We start from the raw sequence: 17,420 nt of genomic DNA on the forward strand, positions 1-17,420 counted from the left end.
GGAACGGTCGCTGACGCGATGTCGCGATGTTAACGCTCACATGGCGACCCCGAAAGTGGTGCACGTCACGATCGGGTTACAGTCGGCGGCCCGCCGTCACTCGGTCCGACGCCGCAGCGTCAGCACGCCGAGCAGGGCCGCGCCGACGATCCACAGCACGATCACGCCGACGGCCCCGCGCACGTCCGTCCACGTGGCCCCGGCCGCCAGCTGCTGCAGCGCCTCGACCGCGTAGGTCAGCGGCAGCACGCGGCTGATCCACTCCAGCACCTGGGGCATCTCGTCGCGCGGCATGAGCACGCCGCACGTGATGAGCTGCGGGATGATCACCAGCGGCATCATCTGGACGGCCTGGAACTCCGTGCGGGCCACGGCCGACGCCGCCAGGCCCAGCGTGCAGCCGAGGACGGCGTCGAGCAGCGCCACGACGACCACCAGCCCGAGCGATCCCGCGACGTCCATGCCCACGAGCAGCGCGAAGCCCACGACGACGAACGCCTGCACGACGGCGAGCCCGCCGAACGCCATGGCATAGCCGGCCACGAGGTCGCCCTTGCGCATCGGCGTGGTCATGAGCCGCTCGAGAGTGCCTGACGACCGCTCGCGCTGGGTCGTCACGCTCGTGACCAGGAACATCACGAACAGCGGGAAGAACCCGACGAGCACGGGCCCGAACTGGTCGAGCACCGGCGTGCCGTTGAACATCCACGCCACGAGGCCCACGATGAGGCACGGCAGCACGAGGATCAGCGCCACCGTGCGGTGGTCGTGGCGCAGCTGGGCGAGCACCCGGTCCGCCGTCGCCAGGGTCAGGCTCATCGGGCACCTCCGGCGGCGTTCGCGCGGTCGATCAGGGCGAGGAAGGCTCGCTCGGCGTCGGGCGCGCCGGTCTCGGTGAGGAGCGCGTCGGGCGTGGTGTCGGCGACGAGCGTCCCCGCGCGCAGCAGCAGCAGGCGGTCGCAGCGCGTGGCCTCGTCCATGACGTGGCTCGAGACGAGCAGCGTGCGGCCCTGGGCGGCGAGCTTGTGGAACATGGTCCACAGGTCGCGCCGCAGCACGGGGTCGAGCCCGACCGTCGGCTCGTCGAGAACCATCAGCTCGGGGTCGCCCACCAGCGCCGCGGCGAGCGAGACGCGCGAGCGTTCGCCGCCGGAGAGCGAGACGACCTGCTGCCGCTCGTGCCCGCCGAGGTCGACGGCGGTGACGGCCTCCGCGACCGCGCTGCGCGCGGTGGCACCACGCAGGCCGGCGAGAGCCGCGAAGTGCGCGAGGTTCTCCGTCACGGTGAGGTCGGGGTACACGGACGCCGCCTGCGTCACGTACCCCACGCGGCGCCGGAGCGACGGCGAGCCCGCTGGGAGCCCCAGCACCTGGAGCTCGCCCGTGACGTTCGCCTGCACGCCGACGACGGCGCGCATCAGCGTCGTCTTGCCGGAGCCGGACGGGCCGAGCAGACCCACGACCTGACCGGTGGGGACGTCGAGGTCGAGGCCCTCGAGGACCGTCACACCGCCGCGCACCACGCTCAGCCCGCGGACGCGGACGGCCGACGCGTCGATGTCCGCCAAGTTATTCACCATGTGAGGAATTCTGCTCCTGCGAGGCCGCCACCGCAACAGGCTCGCCGCGCGGATCTTCCGGGCTCCCGGCCGGCGCGCCCCCGAGGTCACCCACGAGATAACGCTCGAGCGTAGGCCCCACGAGGGCCGCGACCTCCGACGACGGCAGCGACGCGAGCGGCTCGAGCCCGACGACGTAGCGCGCGAGCAGCACCCCCACGATCTGCGTCGCCGCGAGGGTGGCCCGCAGCCGCGCCGTGGCCGGGTCGAGCCGTGCGGCGATCGGACCCAGCACCTCGGCGCCGAGGAACTGCGGCAGCAGGGCGCGCCGGTCCGGGTCGGCGAGCGCGACCGGGAGCGCGATGCGGATGCCGGCCCCGGCGTCGTCGGCGTCCCAGGCGTCCAGCACGTGCCGCACGACCCGCGCGCCGATGCCCTCGAGCGGCCCCTCGACGGCGGCGCGCACGACCGCAGCGGGGTCGACGTCGGACAGCCCGATCGTCGCCGCGAACAGGTGCGCCTTGTCCCCGAACCAGTGCCGCACCGTGCCGGGGTCGACGCCGGCACGGCGTGCGACCGACCGCACCGACGCGCCGTCGTACCCCTGCTCGAGGAACTCGTCGCGCGCGGCGGCCAGGATCTGGCCACGCGTCTCCTGCCCGGCGGGCCGCCGCCCCCTCCGCGTTGCACCCCTCTCGGCGTCCATGCACCTCATTCAACCGCGTGAGTGCACTCACACCCTCGCGAGGCGGAGCATCGACCACGACACCGGGGGCAGCTGCGCCGCCGCCCGGCCGTCCGCGACCGCGGCGGTCGTGTTGGGCCGCGGCAGCACCGACGTGGCGTCGTCGGCCGTCGCGGACCACGTGTGGTCCGGGTTCGCGAGCGTGACGGCTTCGACCACCCGGAGGCCGGGAAACCCGCGCAGGTCGACGTCGAGCGCCACGGGCTCGGTCAGGGACCGGTTGACGGCGAACAGCACGACGTCGCCGGTCTCCGGGTCGTGCGTGGCGACGGCGTCGAGCACCGGCACCTCGCCGAACCGTTCGGTCTCCTGCTGGGGAGCATGGACCGCGAGCCTGAGCACCTCGCCCGCGGCGTGCCGCGCGGTGAGCGCGAACGGGTGGAACGTCGTCTGCCGCCAGGCCCGCCCGCCCGGCTCGGTCATGATCGGCGCGATCACGTTGACGAGCTGCGCGAGCGACGCCGCGTGCACCCGGTCGGTGTGCCGCAGCAGCGAGATGAGCAGGTTGCCGACGACGACGGCGTCGGCCACGTTGTACCGGTCCTCGAGCAGGACGGGCGCCACGGGCCAGTCGTCGCCCGACGGCAGCCGGGACTCGGCCCGCCTCTGGTACCAGACGTTCCACTCGTCGAACGAGATGTGGATGCGCTTGGAGTGCTTGCCGGCCGCGCGCACGGCGTCCGCCGTGGCGGCGACGTCGTCGACGAACCGGTCCATGTCGACCGACGACGCGAGGAACGACGTGAGGTCGCCGTCCTCCTCGTAGTAGTAGGCGTGGGCCGACACCAGGTCGACCTGGTCGTAGGCCTCGGTGAGCACGGTGTGCTCCCACGCGCCGAAGGTCGGCATGCTCCGGCTCGACGACCCGCACACCACGAGCTCGAGGCCCGGGTCCAGCTGCCGCATCACGCGGGCGGTCTCGGCGGCCAGCCGGCCGTACTCGAGCGCCGTCTTGTGGCCCGTCTGCCACGGGCCGTCCATCTCGTTGCCGAGACACCACATCGTGACCTTGTACGGGTCCGCGGCGGCGTTGGCCTTGCGTGCGTCCGCCCAGGCGGTCCCCGCGGGGGCGTTGCAGTACTCCAGGAGCGCCAGGGCCTCCTCGACTCCCCGTGTGCCGAGGTTGATCGCCATCATCGGCTCGACGCCGGCCTTGGCGCACCACCGCATGAACTCGTCCACGCCCACGAGGTTCGGCTCAATCGAGTGCCACGCGAGATCGAGCCGGCGGGGTCGCTGGTCGACCGGGCCGACGCCGTCCTCCCACCGGTAGCCCGAGACGAAGTTGCCGCCCGGGTAGCGCACGGTGGTCACGCCGAGCTCGCGCACCAGGTCGACGACGTCCCCGCGGAAGCCGTCGGCGTCGGCGGTCGGGTGACCGGGGTCGTGGATGCCGGTGTAGACGCAGCGCCCGAGGTGCTCCACGAAGGAGCCGAACGTGCGCGGACGGACGGGGCCGACGACGAAGGCGGGGTCGGCGGTGACGGAGACGGAGACGGGCAGCATGAAGGAGCTCCTCAGCGATGGGCAGGTCAGCGAGGGCTGCGGGACGTCGGTCCCGGTCCCGCCGGGCCCGGGCGTGAGTGCCCGGGCCCGGCAGGCTGTGCTCGGGCTACTGGCCGAGCTCGTTCTTCAGGTCGGACTCGGCCTGTGCGAGGGCGTCGTCGACCGGGGTACCGGACTCGAACATGTTGTTCAGCGTCTCGGTGGTGAACAGGTTGCCGACCGACGGCGCGTTCGGGCTCGTCGCCGACGTGAGCAGACCGATGGAGTCGCTGACGGCGTTGAGGCTGTCAAACGGGTTCGTCTTGAAGTACTGGACGTACTGGTTGCTCGGGTCCTTGGTGATGGAGTCGTCCTTCCACATCGACGTGTTCATCGGGTCGAAGCCGAGGGTCTTCCAGATCTCCTCGTTGCCGTCCTTCGACAGCTTCGCGTAGGCGATGAACTCGGCGGCGAGCGCCTTGTTCTTGCCGGCGGCCGGCACGGCCGTGCCGGTGCCGCCACCGCCGACGGTCTTCACCTTGGCGCCGTCGACCACCGGGGCCGGGGCGATCGCGATCTTGCCCTTGAGGTCGGGCATGTAGGCGGTGAAGCGCGACATGAACCACTCGGGCATGATCATCGCGGCGTAGTCGCCCTTGTTGATCGCGCCGTACGCCTCCTCCGTGTCGGGCTGGCCGCCCGGCGGCACGGACGCCGCGCCGGCGTCCTGGATGCCCTTGAGGATCGCGAAGGCCTGCTTCACCTGCGGGCTGTCCACCGTGACGTTGCCCGCGGAGTCGAGGTAGTCCCCGCCCAGCTGCCCGAGCAGCAGGTTGGACTGCCACATCGCGGAGGTGTCGGTGGTGCCGAAGTCCTTGCCCGTCCCCTGGTGGTACTTGGCCCCGGCGTCCTTGAAGTCGTCCCACGTCTTGATCGTCGTGTAGTCGATCCCGGCGGCGTCGAGCAGCTCGGTGTTGTAGAAGGCCAGCGTGGTTCCGACGTGGAAGTCGAACCCGTAGATCTTGCTGTCCTTCGAGTACAGGTCGAGGCGTGCCTTGACCAGGTCGGCCTTGTACGGGTCGGCGTAGCTGGTGAGGTCCTCGAGCGCGGGCGTGCCCTTGGTGAAGTTCGGGAACTTGCCGAGCTCGATGTCCACCAGGTCCGGCACCCCGCTGCCCGATGTGAGGGCGAGCTGGAGCTTGTTGTGCATGTCGTCGTACGGCATGACGTTGATGTGGAGCTTGACCTGCTTGTCCGGGTGCTGCTCGTTCCAGTGACCGGCCATCGTCTCGTAGAACTTGCCGTGCAGCTCCACGAACGTCCACAGCTCGAGCGTGGTGGCGGCCTTGCCGGCCTTCTGGTCCACGGTCGACGAGTACTGGGCGTCGGGCTGGCTGGACGACGAGGGCTGAGCGCACCCCCCGGCGAGGGCGACGGCGCCGACGGCGGCCATGGCCGCCAGGGATCGGATGAGCTTCATGCGGGTGGATCTCCTTTGATCTCGTTCGCGGGCCACGACTCCGTGGCCCGCTGAGGTGTCAGCCCTTGACGGAGCCGGCGGTCATTCCCTCGACGAAGAAGCGCTGGAAGGCGAAGAACAGCAGGAGGATCGGGAACATCGAGAAGAAGGCGCCGACGATGAGCAGCGAGTAGTTGTTGCCGTACGGCGTGAGCAGCGTGTTGAGGCCGATGGGGAGCGTGTACTTCTCCGGTGAGCGCAGCACGAGCAGCGGCCACAGGAAGTTGTTCCAGCTCGCCATGCCGTTGAGGATCGCCATGGCCCCGAACGCAGGCTTCATGAGCGGGACGACGAGCCGGAAGAAGATGCCGAACTCGGTCACGCCGTCGAGGCGTCCTGCCTCGAGGATCTCCTGCGGCACGCCCACCAGGTACTGGCGGAAGAAGAAGATCGTTGCCGCCTGGGCGAGGAACGGCAGGACGATCGCGGCGTAGCTGTCCGCCAGGCCCATCGCGTTCGTCTGCACGTAGAGCGGCAGCATGAGCATCTCGAACGGGATGGTCAGGAGGATCAGGACGAGGACGAACATGGCCCTCTTGAAGCGGAACTCGTACATCGCGAACCCGTAGGCGACGAACGAGCTGACCAGGAGCGTGCCGATCACCTGGACGGTGGTGAGGACCAGCGAGTTCGCGAACCAGCCGAAGTAGGGGCCGGAGTCCGTGAAGAGCATGACGTAGTTCTTCACGTGCGCCTGGCTGAGGTCGATGCCCAGGTTGAGGCCGTACCGGATCAGCATGTCGCCGTCCTGGAACGTGCCGACCAGCATCGCCCAGAAGGGGATCAGGGCCAGCGCAGCGACGAGAAAGAAGGCGACCGCCATGCCGACGGCGGCAGGCCGGACGCTCGCCCGCGAGCGGCGGAGCGCGGGAGCGCGGCGGCTCATCGGGCCTCCTTCCGGAACATCCCGCTCAAGGAGAGATGGGTGAGGTTGATCGCGAGGATGACCACGAGGAGGACGACGCCGACGGCCGAGGCGTAGCCGAGGTCGTTCTTCTCGATGCCCTGGCGGTACAGGTAGCCGACGATCGTCAGGCCGATGTTCTGCGGCGAGTTGTTGCCGCCGTAGAGCATGAAGCTCTCGAGGAACATCGCCATGCCGCCATACACGGAGATCGTCAGGACGTAGATGAGGGTGGGCCGCAGCTGGGGCAGCGTGACGTAGCGGAACTGCTGCCAGCGCGAGGCGCCGTCGATGTCCGCGGCCTCGTAGTACTCCGTCGGGATCGACTGGAGGCCGGCGATGAAGTAGAGCATGTTGACGCCCGTCCACCGCCAGAGGGCGACCACGAGCAGCGCGGCGAGGCCGGTGAGGTCGTGCTTGAGCCACTTGATGGGCTCGAACCCGAACGCCCCGATGATCTGGTTCATCAGCGCGGTGCTCGACTCGGAGAACATCAGGCGGAACACGATGCCTGCGACGACGACGCTCGTCAGGGCCGGCACGAACATCGCGGACTTGAAGAACGCCTTGATGCGCGGCGAGCCGATCTTCGAGTTCACGAACACGGCCAGTGCCAGCGGGATCGGGATGAGCAGCGCCAGTGTCAGCGCGGTGTAGCGAAGCGAGTTGCCCATGGCGAGCCAGAAGAGCCGGTCACCGATCAGGCGCCGATAGTTGTCGAGGCCGACGTTCTGCACCTGACCGGGCAGGATGTTCTGCCCGCTCATGATGATCGACCGGCCGAGCGGGAAGGCCCAGAAGATGCCGCAGGTCAGGATGAACGGCAGCACGAACAGGTACGGGGCCGCCTTCTGCGAGTAGAGCAGTCGCCTCACACTGACTCCTCCTTGAGTCCGACGTGGCCTGCATGTACATCGTTGTACGCGGACTCTTCATCGTTGGAGACGCGGGCGCAAGGGGTGCGTGACGGCCGATATCGAACCGTGACAAAGAGAGAGAGCCGCTCGGCACCGGGGGTCGGTGCCGAGCGGCTCTCGTGCGGTCAGGCGGTCAGGCGCGCGGTCAGCGCACCGCGCCCGCGCGGCGCTTGTTGTAGATGTCGAACGCGACGGCCAGGAGCAGCACCAGGCCCTTGACGATCTGCTGCGTCGACTGGTCCACGCCCATGATCGACATGCCGTTGGACATCACGGCCATGACCAGACCACCGACCATGGCGCCCGTCACGCGGCCCACACCACCGGTCGTCGAGGCGCCACCGATGAAGCAGGCCGCGATCGCGTCGAGCTCGAACATGTTGCCCGCACCGGGCTGCGCGCCGTTGGAGCGCGAGGAGAACACCGCACCGGCCACACCGGCCAGCAAGCCCATGTTCACGAAGATCCAGAAGTTGACCTTCTTGACCTTCACGCCCGAGAGCTGTGCCGCGGCGAGGTTGCCGCCGATGGCGTACACGTGGCGGCCGAACACCGTGCGGGTGGTGACCACCTGGTACGTGAGGATCAGCACGGCCAGGATGATCAGCACGATGGGCAGGCCACGGCTGTGCGCGAGCTGCCACGCGAACGCCATGGCGACGACGGCGACCAGCACGAGCTTGGTGATGAACAGCGACAGCGCCTCGACGGGCTGCTTGTAGGCGAGCCGGGCGGCGCGGGTCCGCCACTGCGACCACGCGAACCCTGCGACGGCGATGCCGGCGATCACCAGCGTGAACACGTCGTACCCGTTGCCGCCGAGCACGCCGTTGATGAACCCGTTGGCAACCTTCTGGTAGGCCGGCGGGAACGGCGACAGCGAGATGTTGTCGAGCACGCGCCACGTCAGGCCGCGGAACAGGAGCATGCCCGCAAGGGTCACGATGAACGCCGGGATGCCGACGTAGGCGACCCAGAAGCCGTGCCACGCGCCCACCAGCAGGCCGACGGCGAGGGCGGCGAGCAGGCCCGCCCACCAGGGCGCGCCCTCCCTGATGACCACGGTGGCCGACACGGCACCCGTGAGCGCCACGACCGAACCGACCGACAGGTCGATGTGCCCGGCGACGATCACGATGATCATGCCCAGGGCCAGGATCAGCACGTACGAGTACTGCAGCACCAGGTTGGAGATGTTGCCCGGCTCCAGCAGCATGCCGTGGGTCAGGAAGGCGAACAGCACCACGATCGCGACGAACGCGATGTAGATGCCGGATGTACGCAGGTTGCGGGTGAACAGGTCCCGCACGTCCGCGAGCGCGCTCATCGGACTGCCTCCTTGCTGGTTCGAGCGGTCTTCGCGACCGCTCGTTCGATGGTCATGAGCTCCATCAGCCGCTCCTGGGTGGCCTCGGAGACGGGGAGCTGGCCGGTGATCCGGCCGTAGGCGAGCGTGTAGACGCGGTCGCAGATGCCGAGCAGCTCGGGCAGCTCGGAGGAGATGACGAGCACGGCCTTCCCGGCCGCGGCGAGCTCGTTGATGATCGTGTAGATCTCGTACTTGGCGCCGACGTCGATGCCGCGCGTGGGCTCGTCGAGGATCAGCACCTCGGGGGCGGTGTGCAGCCACTTGGACAGCACGACCTTCTGCTGGTTGCCGCCCGAGAGGTTGCCGACGGTGGCCATCACGGTGGGCGTCTTGATGTTCATCGACCGGCGGAAGCTCTCGGCCACCTGGATCTCCTCGTTGCCGTCGACGAACCCTCGCGTGGAGAGCTTGCCGAGGCCGGCGGCGGAGATGTTGGTGCGGATGTCGGTGATGAGGTTGAGGCCGTAGCGCTTGCGGTCCTCGGACACGTAGGCGATGCCGGCCCCGATGGCCTCGTCGACCGAGCGGGTGGCGACCTCCTCGCCGTGGACGAAGACGCGGCCGGTGATGTCGCGGCCGTAGGTGCGTCCGAACACCGACATCGCCAGCTCGGTGCGCCCGGCACCCATGAGCCCGGCGATACCGACGATCTCGCCCGCCTTGACGTCGAGGTTCGCGGAGTCGACGACGAGGCGGCCCTGCTGGGTGGGGTGGTAGACCGTCCAGTCCTCGACGCGGAAGACCTCGGCGCCGATGCTCGGCGTGCGCTCGGGGAAGCGGTGCTCGAGGTCACGGCCCACCATGCCGCGGATGATGCGGTCCTGGGAGGCGTCGGGACCCTGCATGTCGATCGTCTCGACCACGGCGCCGTCACGGATGACGGTCGTGGAGTCGGCGATGTCCTCGATCTCGCCCAGCTTGTGGCTGATGATGATGCAGGTGATCCCCTGCGCCTTGAGCTGGCGCAGCAGGTCCAGAAGGTGCTCGGAGTCGGTGTCGTTGAGCGCCGCTGTCGGCTCGTCGAGGATGAGCAGGCGCACGTCCTTGCTCAGGGCCTTGGCGATCTCGACGAGCTGCTGCTTGCCGACGCCGAGGTGGCTCACCGGCGTGACGGGGTTCTCCTTGAGGCCGACGCGCTCCATCAGCTCGCTGGCGTCCGCGTTGGCGCGGTTCCAGTCGATGAGGCCGCGGCTGACGCGCTCGTTGCCGAGGAAGATGTTCTCCGCCACCGACAGGAACGGGACCAGTGCCAGCTCCTGGTGGATGATCACGACGCCCTTGGCCTCGGAGTCGTTGATCGAGGAGAACTGCACCTCCTCGCCGTCGAGCAGGATCTTGCCCTCGTAGGTGCCGTGCGGGTAGACGCCCGACAGGACCTTCATGAGCGTCGACTTGCCGGCGCCGTTCTCGCCGCAGATGGCGTGGATCTCGCCCGCGCGGACCTGGAGGCTGACGTCCTTGAGAACCTTGACGCCGGGGAAGTTCTTGGTGATGTCCTGCATCTCGAGGATCGTGCTCGACATGCTCGACCGCCCTTCGTGGTGGTGCTTCGGACGCGGGGCCCGCCGGGACTGCGCCCCGGCGGGCCCTGCATCATGCGGCGCGGATCAGGAAGCCTGACCCTTGGCGATCTCGTCGGTCGTCCAGTAGCCCGAGTCGACGAGGAGCGACTGGATGCCGTCCTTGACCACGACGTCGGACTGCAGCAGGAAGGACGGGACGACCTTCACCTTGTTGTTGTACGACGTCGTGTCGTTGGCCTCGGGCTCGCCGCCCTTGGCGTACGCCGTGGCGGCGTCGACCGCCTGCGCGGCGAGCTTGCGGGTGTCCTTGAAGATGGTCGAGAACTGCACGCCGTCGTTGATGAGCTTCACGGAGGCGATCTCGGCGTCCTGGCCGGTCACGATGGGGAGGCCGTCGGCCTGCGTGGCGCCGTAGCCGGCGTTCTGCAGGGCGGTGATGATGCCGCGCGAGATGCCGTCGTAGGGCGAGAGCACGCCGTCGAGCTGACCCGAGCCGCCGCCGTACGTGGAGGTGATCAGGTCCTCCATGCGCTTCTGCGCGGTCTCCTGCGACCAGCGCAGGGTGGCGGCCTGCTCGATCTTGGTCTGGCCCGAGCCGACCTTCACGACGCCCGAGTCGAGGAACGGCTGGAGGGTGTCCATGGCGCCCTTGAAGAAGAAGTGCGCGTTGTTGTCGTCGAGCGAGCCGGCGAAGAGCTCGATCGTGAACGGACCCTTCGCGCCGGTGTCCTTGCCCGAGGCGTCGAGGACGCCGAGGCCCTGGAGCAGCGAGGTGGCCTGCTGCACGCCGACCTTGTAGTTGTCGAACGTGACGTAGAAGTCGACGTTCTTGGTGCCGTTGATCAGGCGGTCGTACGCGATGATCGGGATGTCCTTGTCGGCGGCGGCCTGGAGCTGGTTGGCCAGCGCGGTGCCGTCGATCGAGGCGACGATCAGGATGTCGGCACCCTTGAGGATCATCTGGTCGATCTGCTGCTGCTGCGTGGGGATGTCGTCGTTCGCGTACTGGAGGTCGACCTTGTAGCCGGCCTTCTCGAGGCCCTCCTTGACGGCCTTGCCGTCGGCGATCCAGCGCTCCGACGTCTGGGTCGGCATCGCGACGCCGACGGTGACCTCGTCGGCAGCCGCCGACTTGCCACCGGCGGCCGGGGACGCGCCGGTGCCGCCGCCGGCACCGGAGCCCCCGCACGCGGCGAGGCTGAGGGCGAGGGTGGCAGTCGCTGCGAGGGCGACGAACCGGGAAGCAGATCGCTTCATTGCAGTGCCTTTCTCATCGTTGAGAACCAGGGCTAGCCCCGGGGTTCGGAAGATGTTAACGCTCACATCCGGTCGCGACGAAGCCAGCAGGCCCCTGATCACGTCACAGTCGCGCAACGAAATCTGGTCGCAAACGATGTCAGCGGGACGGGCGAAGGTCCCGGGCTGGCGATCGCCGTCGAGGACCTTCGCCCAGAGCGTCCGGTCGGCCTGGGGCGCCGGCCGATGCGCGCGCCTGAGCCCGCGGACCGCTCGGCCGACGGGCGTGCGGGGCGACGAGCGCCCCGCACGCCCGGGTCTCAGAGACCCTGCGCCAGGCGGTGGTAGGCGGCGTTCCAGCGCACCTGGTCCGCGAAGCCGCGGCGGGTGGTGGACTCGTCGATGACGAGCAGCTCGACGCGCGCGATCTGCGCGAAGACCTCGAACGCCTCGATGCCCGCGGCCGTCGACATGACGGTGTGGTGCGCCCCGCCGGCGGTCAGCCAGGCCTCGGCCGAGATGTCGAACGACGGGCGCGGCTTCCACACCGCGCGCGCCACCGGCAGGTGCGGCAGCGGCGCCGTCGGGGGGACGACGTCGATGACGTTCGCCGTGAGGCGGAACCGGTCGCGCATGTCGGCCAGCGAGACGACGACGGCGCCCTCGGTCGTGTCGGCGTCGAACACCATGCGGACCGGGTCCTCCTTGCCGCCGATGCCGAGCGGGTGGATCTCGACGCGCGGCTTCGAGGTGGTCAGCGAGGGGCAGATCTCCAGCATGTGCGCGCCGAGGATGACCTCCTCGCCGGGCGTGAGGTCGTAGGTGTAGTCCTCCATCAGCGAGGCGCCGCCGGGCAGCCCCTCGCCCATGACCTTGGCAGCGCGCACCAGCACGGCCGTCTTCCAGTCGCCCTCGGCGCCGAACCCGTAGCCCTTGGCCATGAGCCGCTGCACGGCGAGGCCGGGCAGCTGGCGCAGGTCGCCGAGGTCCTCGAAGTTGGTCGTGAACGCCTTGGCGCCCACCTTCGTGAGGAACGACTCGAGAGCGACCTCCTGGCGCGCGGCGTAGCGCAGCGACTCGTGCCGCTCGCCGTCCGTGCGCAGCTCGGGGACGACGTCGTACAGCTCCTCGTACTCTGCGACGAGCGCGTCGACGTCGGGCTCGGCCACGGCCTCGACCGCGGCGACCAGGTCGTTGACACCCCAGGTGTTGACCGAGACGCCGAAGCGCAGCTCGGCCTCGGTCTTGTCTCCCTCGGTGACGGCCACGTTGCGCATGTTGTCGCCGAAGCGGACGAGCTTGAGCTCGTGCGTCGCGGCCCAGCCCGCGGCGCCGCGGATCCACGTGCCCACCCGGCGCTGCACGGCGGGGTTCGACACGTGCCCGACGACGGTGGTCCGGGCGACGCCCAGGCGCGCGGCCAGGTAGGCGTACTCCCGGTCGCCGTGCGCGGCCTGGTTGAGGTTCATGAAGTCCATGTCGATGCTGTCCCACGGCAGCTCGACGTTGGCCTGCGTGTGCAGGTGCAGCAGCGGCTTGCGGAGCGCGTCGAGGCCGGCGATCCACATCTTGGCCGGGCTGAAGGTGTGCATCCACGTGATGACGCCGAGCACCTTGTCGTCGGCGTTCGCGTCGAGCATCGCGCGGCGGATCGACGCGGAGTCCTTGAGGACGGGCTTCCACACGATCGTCGCGGGCACCTCGGACGCGGCGTCGAGCGCGCGGGCGACCTCCTGCGACTGCTCGGCGACCTGGCGGAGGGTCTCCTCGCCGTAGAGGTCCTGGCTACCGGTGAAGAACCAGACCTCACGGTCGGCGTAGGGCTTGCTCATGTCTCCCCTTCGAGAAATGGGTCGGACCAGCGGAAGTGCTGGGTCGTGTCAGTGCTGGCCGTAGACGTTCTGGTAGCGGTCGTACAGCGAGTCGATCGCGGCCTGCGGGATCGGCTGCGGCTCGCCGAGCTGGCGGGAGATGTGGACCGTTCGGGCCACCTCCTCCAGCAGGACGGCCGCCTTGACGGCCGCCTTGGCGTCGCGGCCGATGGTGAACGGGCCGTGGTTCTTCATCAGCACGGCCGGGCTCCGGTGGCCCGAGAGCGTCTCGACGATGCCGCGGCCGATCGAGTCGTCGCCGATGATCGCGAACGGCCCGACGGGGACGGGCCCGCCGAACTCGTCGGCCATCATCGTCAGCACGCACGGGATCTCCTCGCCGCGCGCGGCCCAGGCCGCCGCGTAGGTCGAGTGCGTGTGCACGACGCCGCCCACGTGCTCCATGTGCCGGTAGACGTACGCGTGCGCCGCGGTGTCCGACGACGGCGAGCGGCTGCCCTCGACGAGGGTGCCGTCGAGGTCGCAGACGACGATGGCGTCCGCGTCGAGGTCGTCGTAGGAGACGCCCGACGGCTTGATGACGAAGAAGTCACCCACCCTTTCGGACACGTTGCCGGCGGTCCACACGACGAGCTCCCAGCGCGGCAGCTCGGCGTGCAGCGCGGCGACGCGCTCCTTGGCGGCGTCGACGGCGGCCCGCATCGACTCGGGCACGGCGGCGGTCTCGGTCACTAGGTGCTCTCCTTCGTGGTCTTGCTCAGCGGATCGCGCCGACGGCGGCGTGCACGATGGCGAGCCCGGCCGTGTAGCGCTCGAGGTAGGCCTCGATGCCCGCGACGTCGCGCGGGTCGGGCTGGGCGACGACGGTCTGCGCGTCGGCGAACACCTGCTCGTCGAGCCAGGCGGCCAGCGTGCGGGACTCGCCGTCGGCGACCGCGACGGTGTAGGCGGCCAGGACGGCGATGCCCCACGCGCCGCCCTCCCCGGCAGTGCTCGCGACGGCGACGGGCGCGTTCACGGCGGCGGCCAGCAGGCGCTGCGCGACGCCCTCGGTGCGGAACAGGCCACCGTGGGCGAGCAGCGTGTCGATCGCGACGCCCTCCTGAGCGAGCGTCCGCATGCCCAGGGCGAGGGTGGCGAACACGCTGTAGAGCTGCGTACGCGCGAAGTTCGCGAGGGTGAGGCGCGACCCGGGGGTCCGGACCACCATCGGGCGGCCCTCGTCGAGGCCCGTGATGGTCTCGCCCGCGAGGTAGTTGTAGGCCAGCAGGCCACCGCCGTCGGGCTCGCCCTCGAGGGCGGCGCCGAGGAGCGCGGCGAACACGGCGTTCGGGTCCGCGTCGGAACCGATGCCGCGGGCGAACTCGCCGAGCAGCCCCGCCCACGCGCCCAGCTCGGAGGAACCGTTGTTGCAGTGCACCATCGCGACCGGGTCGCCCGCCGGCGTGGTGACGACGTCGATCTCCTCGTGCACGTGGGCGAGGGCGCGCTCGAGCACGACCATGGAGAAGATGCTGGTGCCGGCGGACACGTTGCCGGTGCGCGGCGCGACGGCGTTGGTGGCGACCATGCCGGTGCCGGCGTCGCCCTCGGGCGGGCACAGCGGGATGCCCGCGGCGAGCGTCCCGGTGGGGTCGAGCAGCGCGGCGCCCGCGGCGGTCAGGTGGCCGGCGGCGGCGCCCGCGGGCAGCACGGTCGGCAGCAGGCGGCGCAGCGGCGTCGTGAAGCCACGGCCGGCGGCGAGGCCGTCGAACGTGTCGAGCATCGCGGCGTCGTAGTCGCCCGTCTCCGCGTCGATCGGGAACAGGCCCGAGGCGTCGCCGACGCCGAGCACGCGCTCGCCCGTCAGCTGCCAGTGCACGTAGCCGGCGAGCGAGGTGAGGAACGCGACCTGCGGCACGTGCGGCTCGGCGTCGAGGACGGCCTGGTAGAGGTGGGCGGCCGACCAGCGGAGCGGGATGTTGAAGCCGAGGGCCTCGGTCAGCTCGGCGGCGGCCGGGCCGGTGGAGGTGTTGCGCCAGGTGCGGAACGGCACCAGCAGCCGGTCGGCGGCGTCGAGGGCGAGGTAGCCGTGCATCATCGCGGAGACGCCGAGGCCGCCCACCGTCGTGAGCGGCACGCCGTAGCGCTCCTGGACGTCGCCGGCCAGCGCGGCGAACGCGCTCTGGAGGCCCTCGCGCACGGCGTCGAGCGAGTACGTCCACACGCGGTCGACGAACTGGTTCTCCCACGTGTGGCTGCCCACGGCGAGCGTGGTCTGGTCCGGCCCGACGAGGCAGGCCTTGATGTTGGTGGACCCGAGCTCGATGCCGAGGGTTGTGCGTCCAGCGACCACGGCGTCGCGCAGGGGGGTCACGTCAGAGTCTCGGTCCCTGTTCACGGGAAAGATGTTAGCGCTAACATCACTACTGGCCTTGACAGTGTCAAGGTGTGGCTTCCGCCGCGGCTCCTCCGGGGCGGCCAGCCGTGCTGCCTCGCACCACGAGCTCGGGGGCGAACACGGCTGCCGTGCGCGGCCGCGCGTCCTCGTCCTCCGTCTCCCACGCGTCCAGCAACGCGCTCACCGCGGCGCGTCCGACGTCCTCGAACGGCTGGCGCACCGTCGTGAGCGCGGGCACCAGGAACGCGCTGCCCTCGATGTCGTCGAACCCCACCACGGAGACGTCGTCGGGCACGCGCAGCCCCTGCTCCCAGAACGCCCGCAGCAGACCCATGGCGATGAGGTCGTTGGCGGCAAAGAAGCCGGTGGGGCCGCCAGGCCGGCGGGCCTGGGCCGCCAGACTCATCCCGAGCTCGTACCCCCGGCGCGCCGACCAGCCCAGGGCGGCGACCACCTGCGCGTCGGCGCCTCGGACGCCGGCGGTCGCGAGGAAGCCCGCAATGCGTTCCGCAGCGTCGAACCAGCGGTCCGGGCCGGCCAGGTGGACGAGGTGGTCGTGCCCGAGGTCCAGCAGGTGCTCGGTCGCGAGCTCGGCGCCGCGGTACTGGTCCACGTAGACGTACTGCGCGTGAGCGGTGTCCGGGACGTCGCGCCGGGCGGCGACGACGACGACGGGGCACGGCGTCGCGGAGTCGTCGACCACGCCCGCGACGTCGTCGAGCGGCGCGACGGCGACGACGCCGTCCACGCCCTGGTCCACGAGCCGTTCCAGCGCGTCCGCGGCCGACGCGCTGTCATAGCTTGCAAGCGCGCTCGTCGAGACGAAGTAGCCCTCGCGCCGCAGCGCTGCCTCGACCGCGAGCACGGTCATGGCCGGCCCGAAGTGCGCGCTGCCGCTGGTCAGCACCCCGACCGTGGTGGAGCGCGCCGTGACCAGGGCGCGCGCGGCGCTGTTGCGCCGGTAGCCGAGCTCCTGGATGGCCGCCAGCACGCGCTCGCGCGTCTCGGGCCGCACGCTCGGGTGGTCGTTGAGCACGCGGGACACCGTCTGGTGGGACACCCCGGCCCGCGCCGCGACGTCGGACATTGCGGGCGGACGCACGACGCCCACGTCAGCCGCCCAGCTCGGCGGCGAGCTCCACGGTGCGGTCGCGCGCGGCCTCGACCGCGTCCACGAACGCGGCGCGCACACCGGCGGCGTCGAGCCGGCGCAACGCCTGGACCGTGGTGCCGCCCGGGGACGTCACGCGCTCACGCGCGAGCGCGGGGTGCTCGCCCGTCTCGTCGATGAGCCGCGCCGACCCCAGCAGGGTCTGCACGGCCAGCCGCGTGGACAGAGCACGCGAGAGCCCGACGGCCACCCCGGCCTCGGCGAGCGCGTCGAGCACGTAGAAGACGTAGGCAGGGCCGGACCCCGCGAGCGCCCCGAACGCCGCCTGGTAGGACTCGGGCACCTCGACGACGTCCCCGGTCCCGGCGAGCACCGCGAGCACGAGCTCGACGTCGGCGGGCGAGGCGTGGCTGCCGGCGCTGAGCGCCGACATGCCGGCGCCGATCGCCGCGGGCGTGTTGGGCATGACCCGGACCACGGGCTGGCGCGCGAGCAGGCGGTCCTCGAAGAACCCGGTCGACAGCCCCGCCGCGACGCTCACGACGACGGCCTCCGGCCGCAGTGCGTCGCCGACCTCGCTGAGCAGCGCGGCCATGTCCTTCGGCTTGACCGCGAGGACGACGACGTCGGCGTCGTGCGCGGCGGCGACGTTGTCCGCGGTCGTGCGGACGCCGTACTTCTCGGTCAGCTCGGAGGCGCGCTCCGGGCGGCGCGCCGTGGCGGTGACGTTGCCGGGAGCCAGGCCGGCGCGCAGCGCGCCGGCGAGGACTGCCTCTCCCATGTTTCCGGTGCCCAGAACCGCCAGGCGGGCTTTGTCGAGGTTCACGGTGCAAACGTTAC

At 70.4% G+C, this 17,420-nt stretch carries 15 protein-coding genes; all 15 read right to left on the minus strand.

From position 1 onward, the window contains the following. Positions 1-96 precede the first annotated feature (96 nt). The gene (locus ACO4JP_RS16920) at positions 97-819 is read right to left on the minus strand and encodes an ABC transporter permease (RefSeq protein ID WP_425955135.1); all 723 of its coding nucleotides are present in this window, start codon (positions 817-819) and stop codon (positions 97-99) included. Then, a complete protein-coding gene (locus tag ACO4JP_RS16925) occupies positions 816-1,580 on the minus strand; it encodes an ABC transporter ATP-binding protein (RefSeq protein WP_425955136.1) in 765 nt (254 codons plus the stop codon). The genes ACO4JP_RS16920 and ACO4JP_RS16925 overlap by 4 nt, the downstream gene beginning before the upstream one ends. Continuing rightward, the gene (locus ACO4JP_RS16930; protein ID WP_425955137.1) at positions 1,570-2,265 is read right to left on the minus strand and encodes a TetR family transcriptional regulator; all 696 of its coding nucleotides are present in this window, start codon (positions 2,263-2,265) and stop codon (positions 1,570-1,572) included. The genes ACO4JP_RS16925 and ACO4JP_RS16930 overlap by 11 nt, the downstream gene beginning before the upstream one ends. Before the next feature lie 27 nt (positions 2,266-2,292). After that, positions 2,293-3,810: an alpha-N-arabinofuranosidase gene (locus tag ACO4JP_RS16935; protein ID WP_425955138.1), complete on the minus strand. Its 1,518-nt coding sequence runs from the start codon at positions 3,808-3,810 to the stop codon at positions 2,293-2,295. A 106-nt stretch (positions 3,811-3,916) separates the two neighbouring features. Then, complete coding sequence (locus tag ACO4JP_RS16940) at positions 3,917-5,269, minus strand: ABC transporter substrate-binding protein (RefSeq protein ID WP_425955139.1); 1,353 nt, start codon at positions 5,267-5,269, stop codon at positions 3,917-3,919. Positions 5,270-5,327: 58 nt separating this feature from the next. Next, entirely contained in the window at positions 5,328-6,194 is an 867-nt protein-coding gene (locus ACO4JP_RS16945; RefSeq protein WP_425955140.1) for a carbohydrate ABC transporter permease, read from the minus strand. Continuing rightward, positions 6,191-7,087 carry a carbohydrate ABC transporter permease gene (locus ACO4JP_RS16950; RefSeq protein ID WP_425955141.1) on the minus strand — a complete coding sequence of 299 codons (897 nt, stop codon included), beginning with the start codon at positions 7,085-7,087 and terminating at the stop codon, positions 6,191-6,193. The genes ACO4JP_RS16945 and ACO4JP_RS16950 overlap by 4 nt, the downstream gene beginning before the upstream one ends. A gap of 187 nt (positions 7,088-7,274) precedes the next feature. Next, positions 7,275-8,456: a multiple monosaccharide ABC transporter permease gene (gene mmsB, locus ACO4JP_RS16955; protein ID WP_425955142.1), complete on the minus strand. Its 1,182-nt coding sequence runs from the start codon at positions 8,454-8,456 to the stop codon at positions 7,275-7,277. After that, a complete protein-coding gene (mmsA, locus tag ACO4JP_RS16960) occupies positions 8,453-10,021 on the minus strand; it encodes a multiple monosaccharide ABC transporter ATP-binding protein (RefSeq protein ID WP_425955143.1) in 1,569 nt (522 codons plus the stop codon). The genes mmsB and mmsA overlap by 4 nt, the downstream gene beginning before the upstream one ends. Before the next feature lie 84 nt (positions 10,022-10,105). Continuing rightward, the gene (gene chvE / locus ACO4JP_RS16965; protein ID WP_425955144.1) at positions 10,106-11,278 is read right to left on the minus strand and encodes a multiple monosaccharide ABC transporter substrate-binding protein; all 1,173 of its coding nucleotides are present in this window, start codon (positions 11,276-11,278) and stop codon (positions 10,106-10,108) included. 299 nt (positions 11,279-11,577) lie between these two features. Then, a complete protein-coding gene (gene araA / locus ACO4JP_RS16970) occupies positions 11,578-13,089 on the minus strand; it encodes an L-arabinose isomerase (protein ID WP_425955145.1) in 1,512 nt (503 codons plus the stop codon). A 48-nt stretch (positions 13,090-13,137) separates the two neighbouring features. Continuing rightward, positions 13,138-13,791 (minus strand): L-ribulose-5-phosphate 4-epimerase, encoded by a 654-nt coding sequence (locus tag ACO4JP_RS16975; protein ID WP_425957136.1) that lies wholly within the window; start codon positions 13,789-13,791, stop codon positions 13,138-13,140. Positions 13,792-13,846: 55 nt separating this feature from the next. Further along, on the minus strand, positions 13,847-15,469 hold the full coding sequence (locus ACO4JP_RS16980) for a xylulokinase (RefSeq protein WP_425955146.1): 1,623 nt from the start codon (positions 15,467-15,469) through the stop codon (positions 13,847-13,849). A 43-nt stretch (positions 15,470-15,512) separates the two neighbouring features. Next, positions 15,513-16,571, minus strand: coding sequence for a LacI family DNA-binding transcriptional regulator (locus tag ACO4JP_RS16985; RefSeq protein WP_425955147.1), 1,059 nt, complete (start codon positions 16,569-16,571; stop codon positions 15,513-15,515). A gap of 10 nt (positions 16,572-16,581) precedes the next feature. Next, entirely contained in the window at positions 16,582-17,406 is an 825-nt protein-coding gene (gene proC, locus ACO4JP_RS16990) for a pyrroline-5-carboxylate reductase (RefSeq protein ID WP_425955148.1), read from the minus strand. Positions 17,407-17,420 lie beyond the last annotated feature (14 nt).

It is taken from the genome of Xylanimonas sp. McL0601 (assembly GCF_049852175.1).
Lineage (GTDB): Bacteria > Actinomycetota > Actinomycetes > Actinomycetales > Cellulomonadaceae > Xylanimonas.

What these genes read in the sequence shown, in the direction of transcription:
- ACO4JP_RS16920 (WP_425955135.1), bottom strand. Translation starts at nt 819, where the DNA reads ATGAGCCTGACCCTGGCGACGGCGGACCGGGTGCTCGCCCAGCTGCGC.
- ACO4JP_RS16925 (WP_425955136.1), bottom strand. Translation starts at nt 1,580, where the DNA reads ATGGTGAATAACTTGGCGGACATCGACGCGTCGGCCGTCCGCGTCCGC.
- ACO4JP_RS16930 (WP_425955137.1), bottom strand. Translation starts at nt 2,265, where the DNA reads ATGGACGCCGAGAGGGGTGCAACGCGGAGGGGGCGGCGGCCCGCCGGG.
- ACO4JP_RS16935 (WP_425955138.1), bottom strand. Translation starts at nt 3,810, where the DNA reads ATGCTGCCCGTCTCCGTCTCCGTCACCGCCGACCCCGCCTTCGTCGTC.
- ACO4JP_RS16940 (WP_425955139.1), bottom strand. Translation starts at nt 5,269, where the DNA reads ATGAAGCTCATCCGATCCCTGGCGGCCATGGCCGCCGTCGGCGCCGTC.
- ACO4JP_RS16945 (WP_425955140.1), bottom strand. Translation starts at nt 6,194, where the DNA reads ATGAGCCGCCGCGCTCCCGCGCTCCGCCGCTCGCGGGCGAGCGTCCGG.
- mmsB (WP_425955142.1), bottom strand. Translation starts at nt 8,456, where the DNA reads ATGAGCGCGCTCGCGGACGTGCGGGACCTGTTCACCCGCAACCTGCGT.
- mmsA (WP_425955143.1), bottom strand. Translation starts at nt 10,021, where the DNA reads ATGTCGAGCACGATCCTCGAGATGCAGGACATCACCAAGAACTTCCCC.
- chvE (WP_425955144.1), bottom strand. Translation starts at nt 11,278, where the DNA reads ATGAAGCGATCTGCTTCCCGGTTCGTCGCCCTCGCAGCGACTGCCACC.
- araA (WP_425955145.1), bottom strand. Translation starts at nt 13,089, where the DNA reads ATGAGCAAGCCCTACGCCGACCGTGAGGTCTGGTTCTTCACCGGTAGC.
- ACO4JP_RS16975 (WP_425957136.1), bottom strand. Translation starts at nt 13,791, where the DNA reads ATGCGGGCCGCCGTCGACGCCGCCAAGGAGCGCGTCGCCGCGCTGCAC.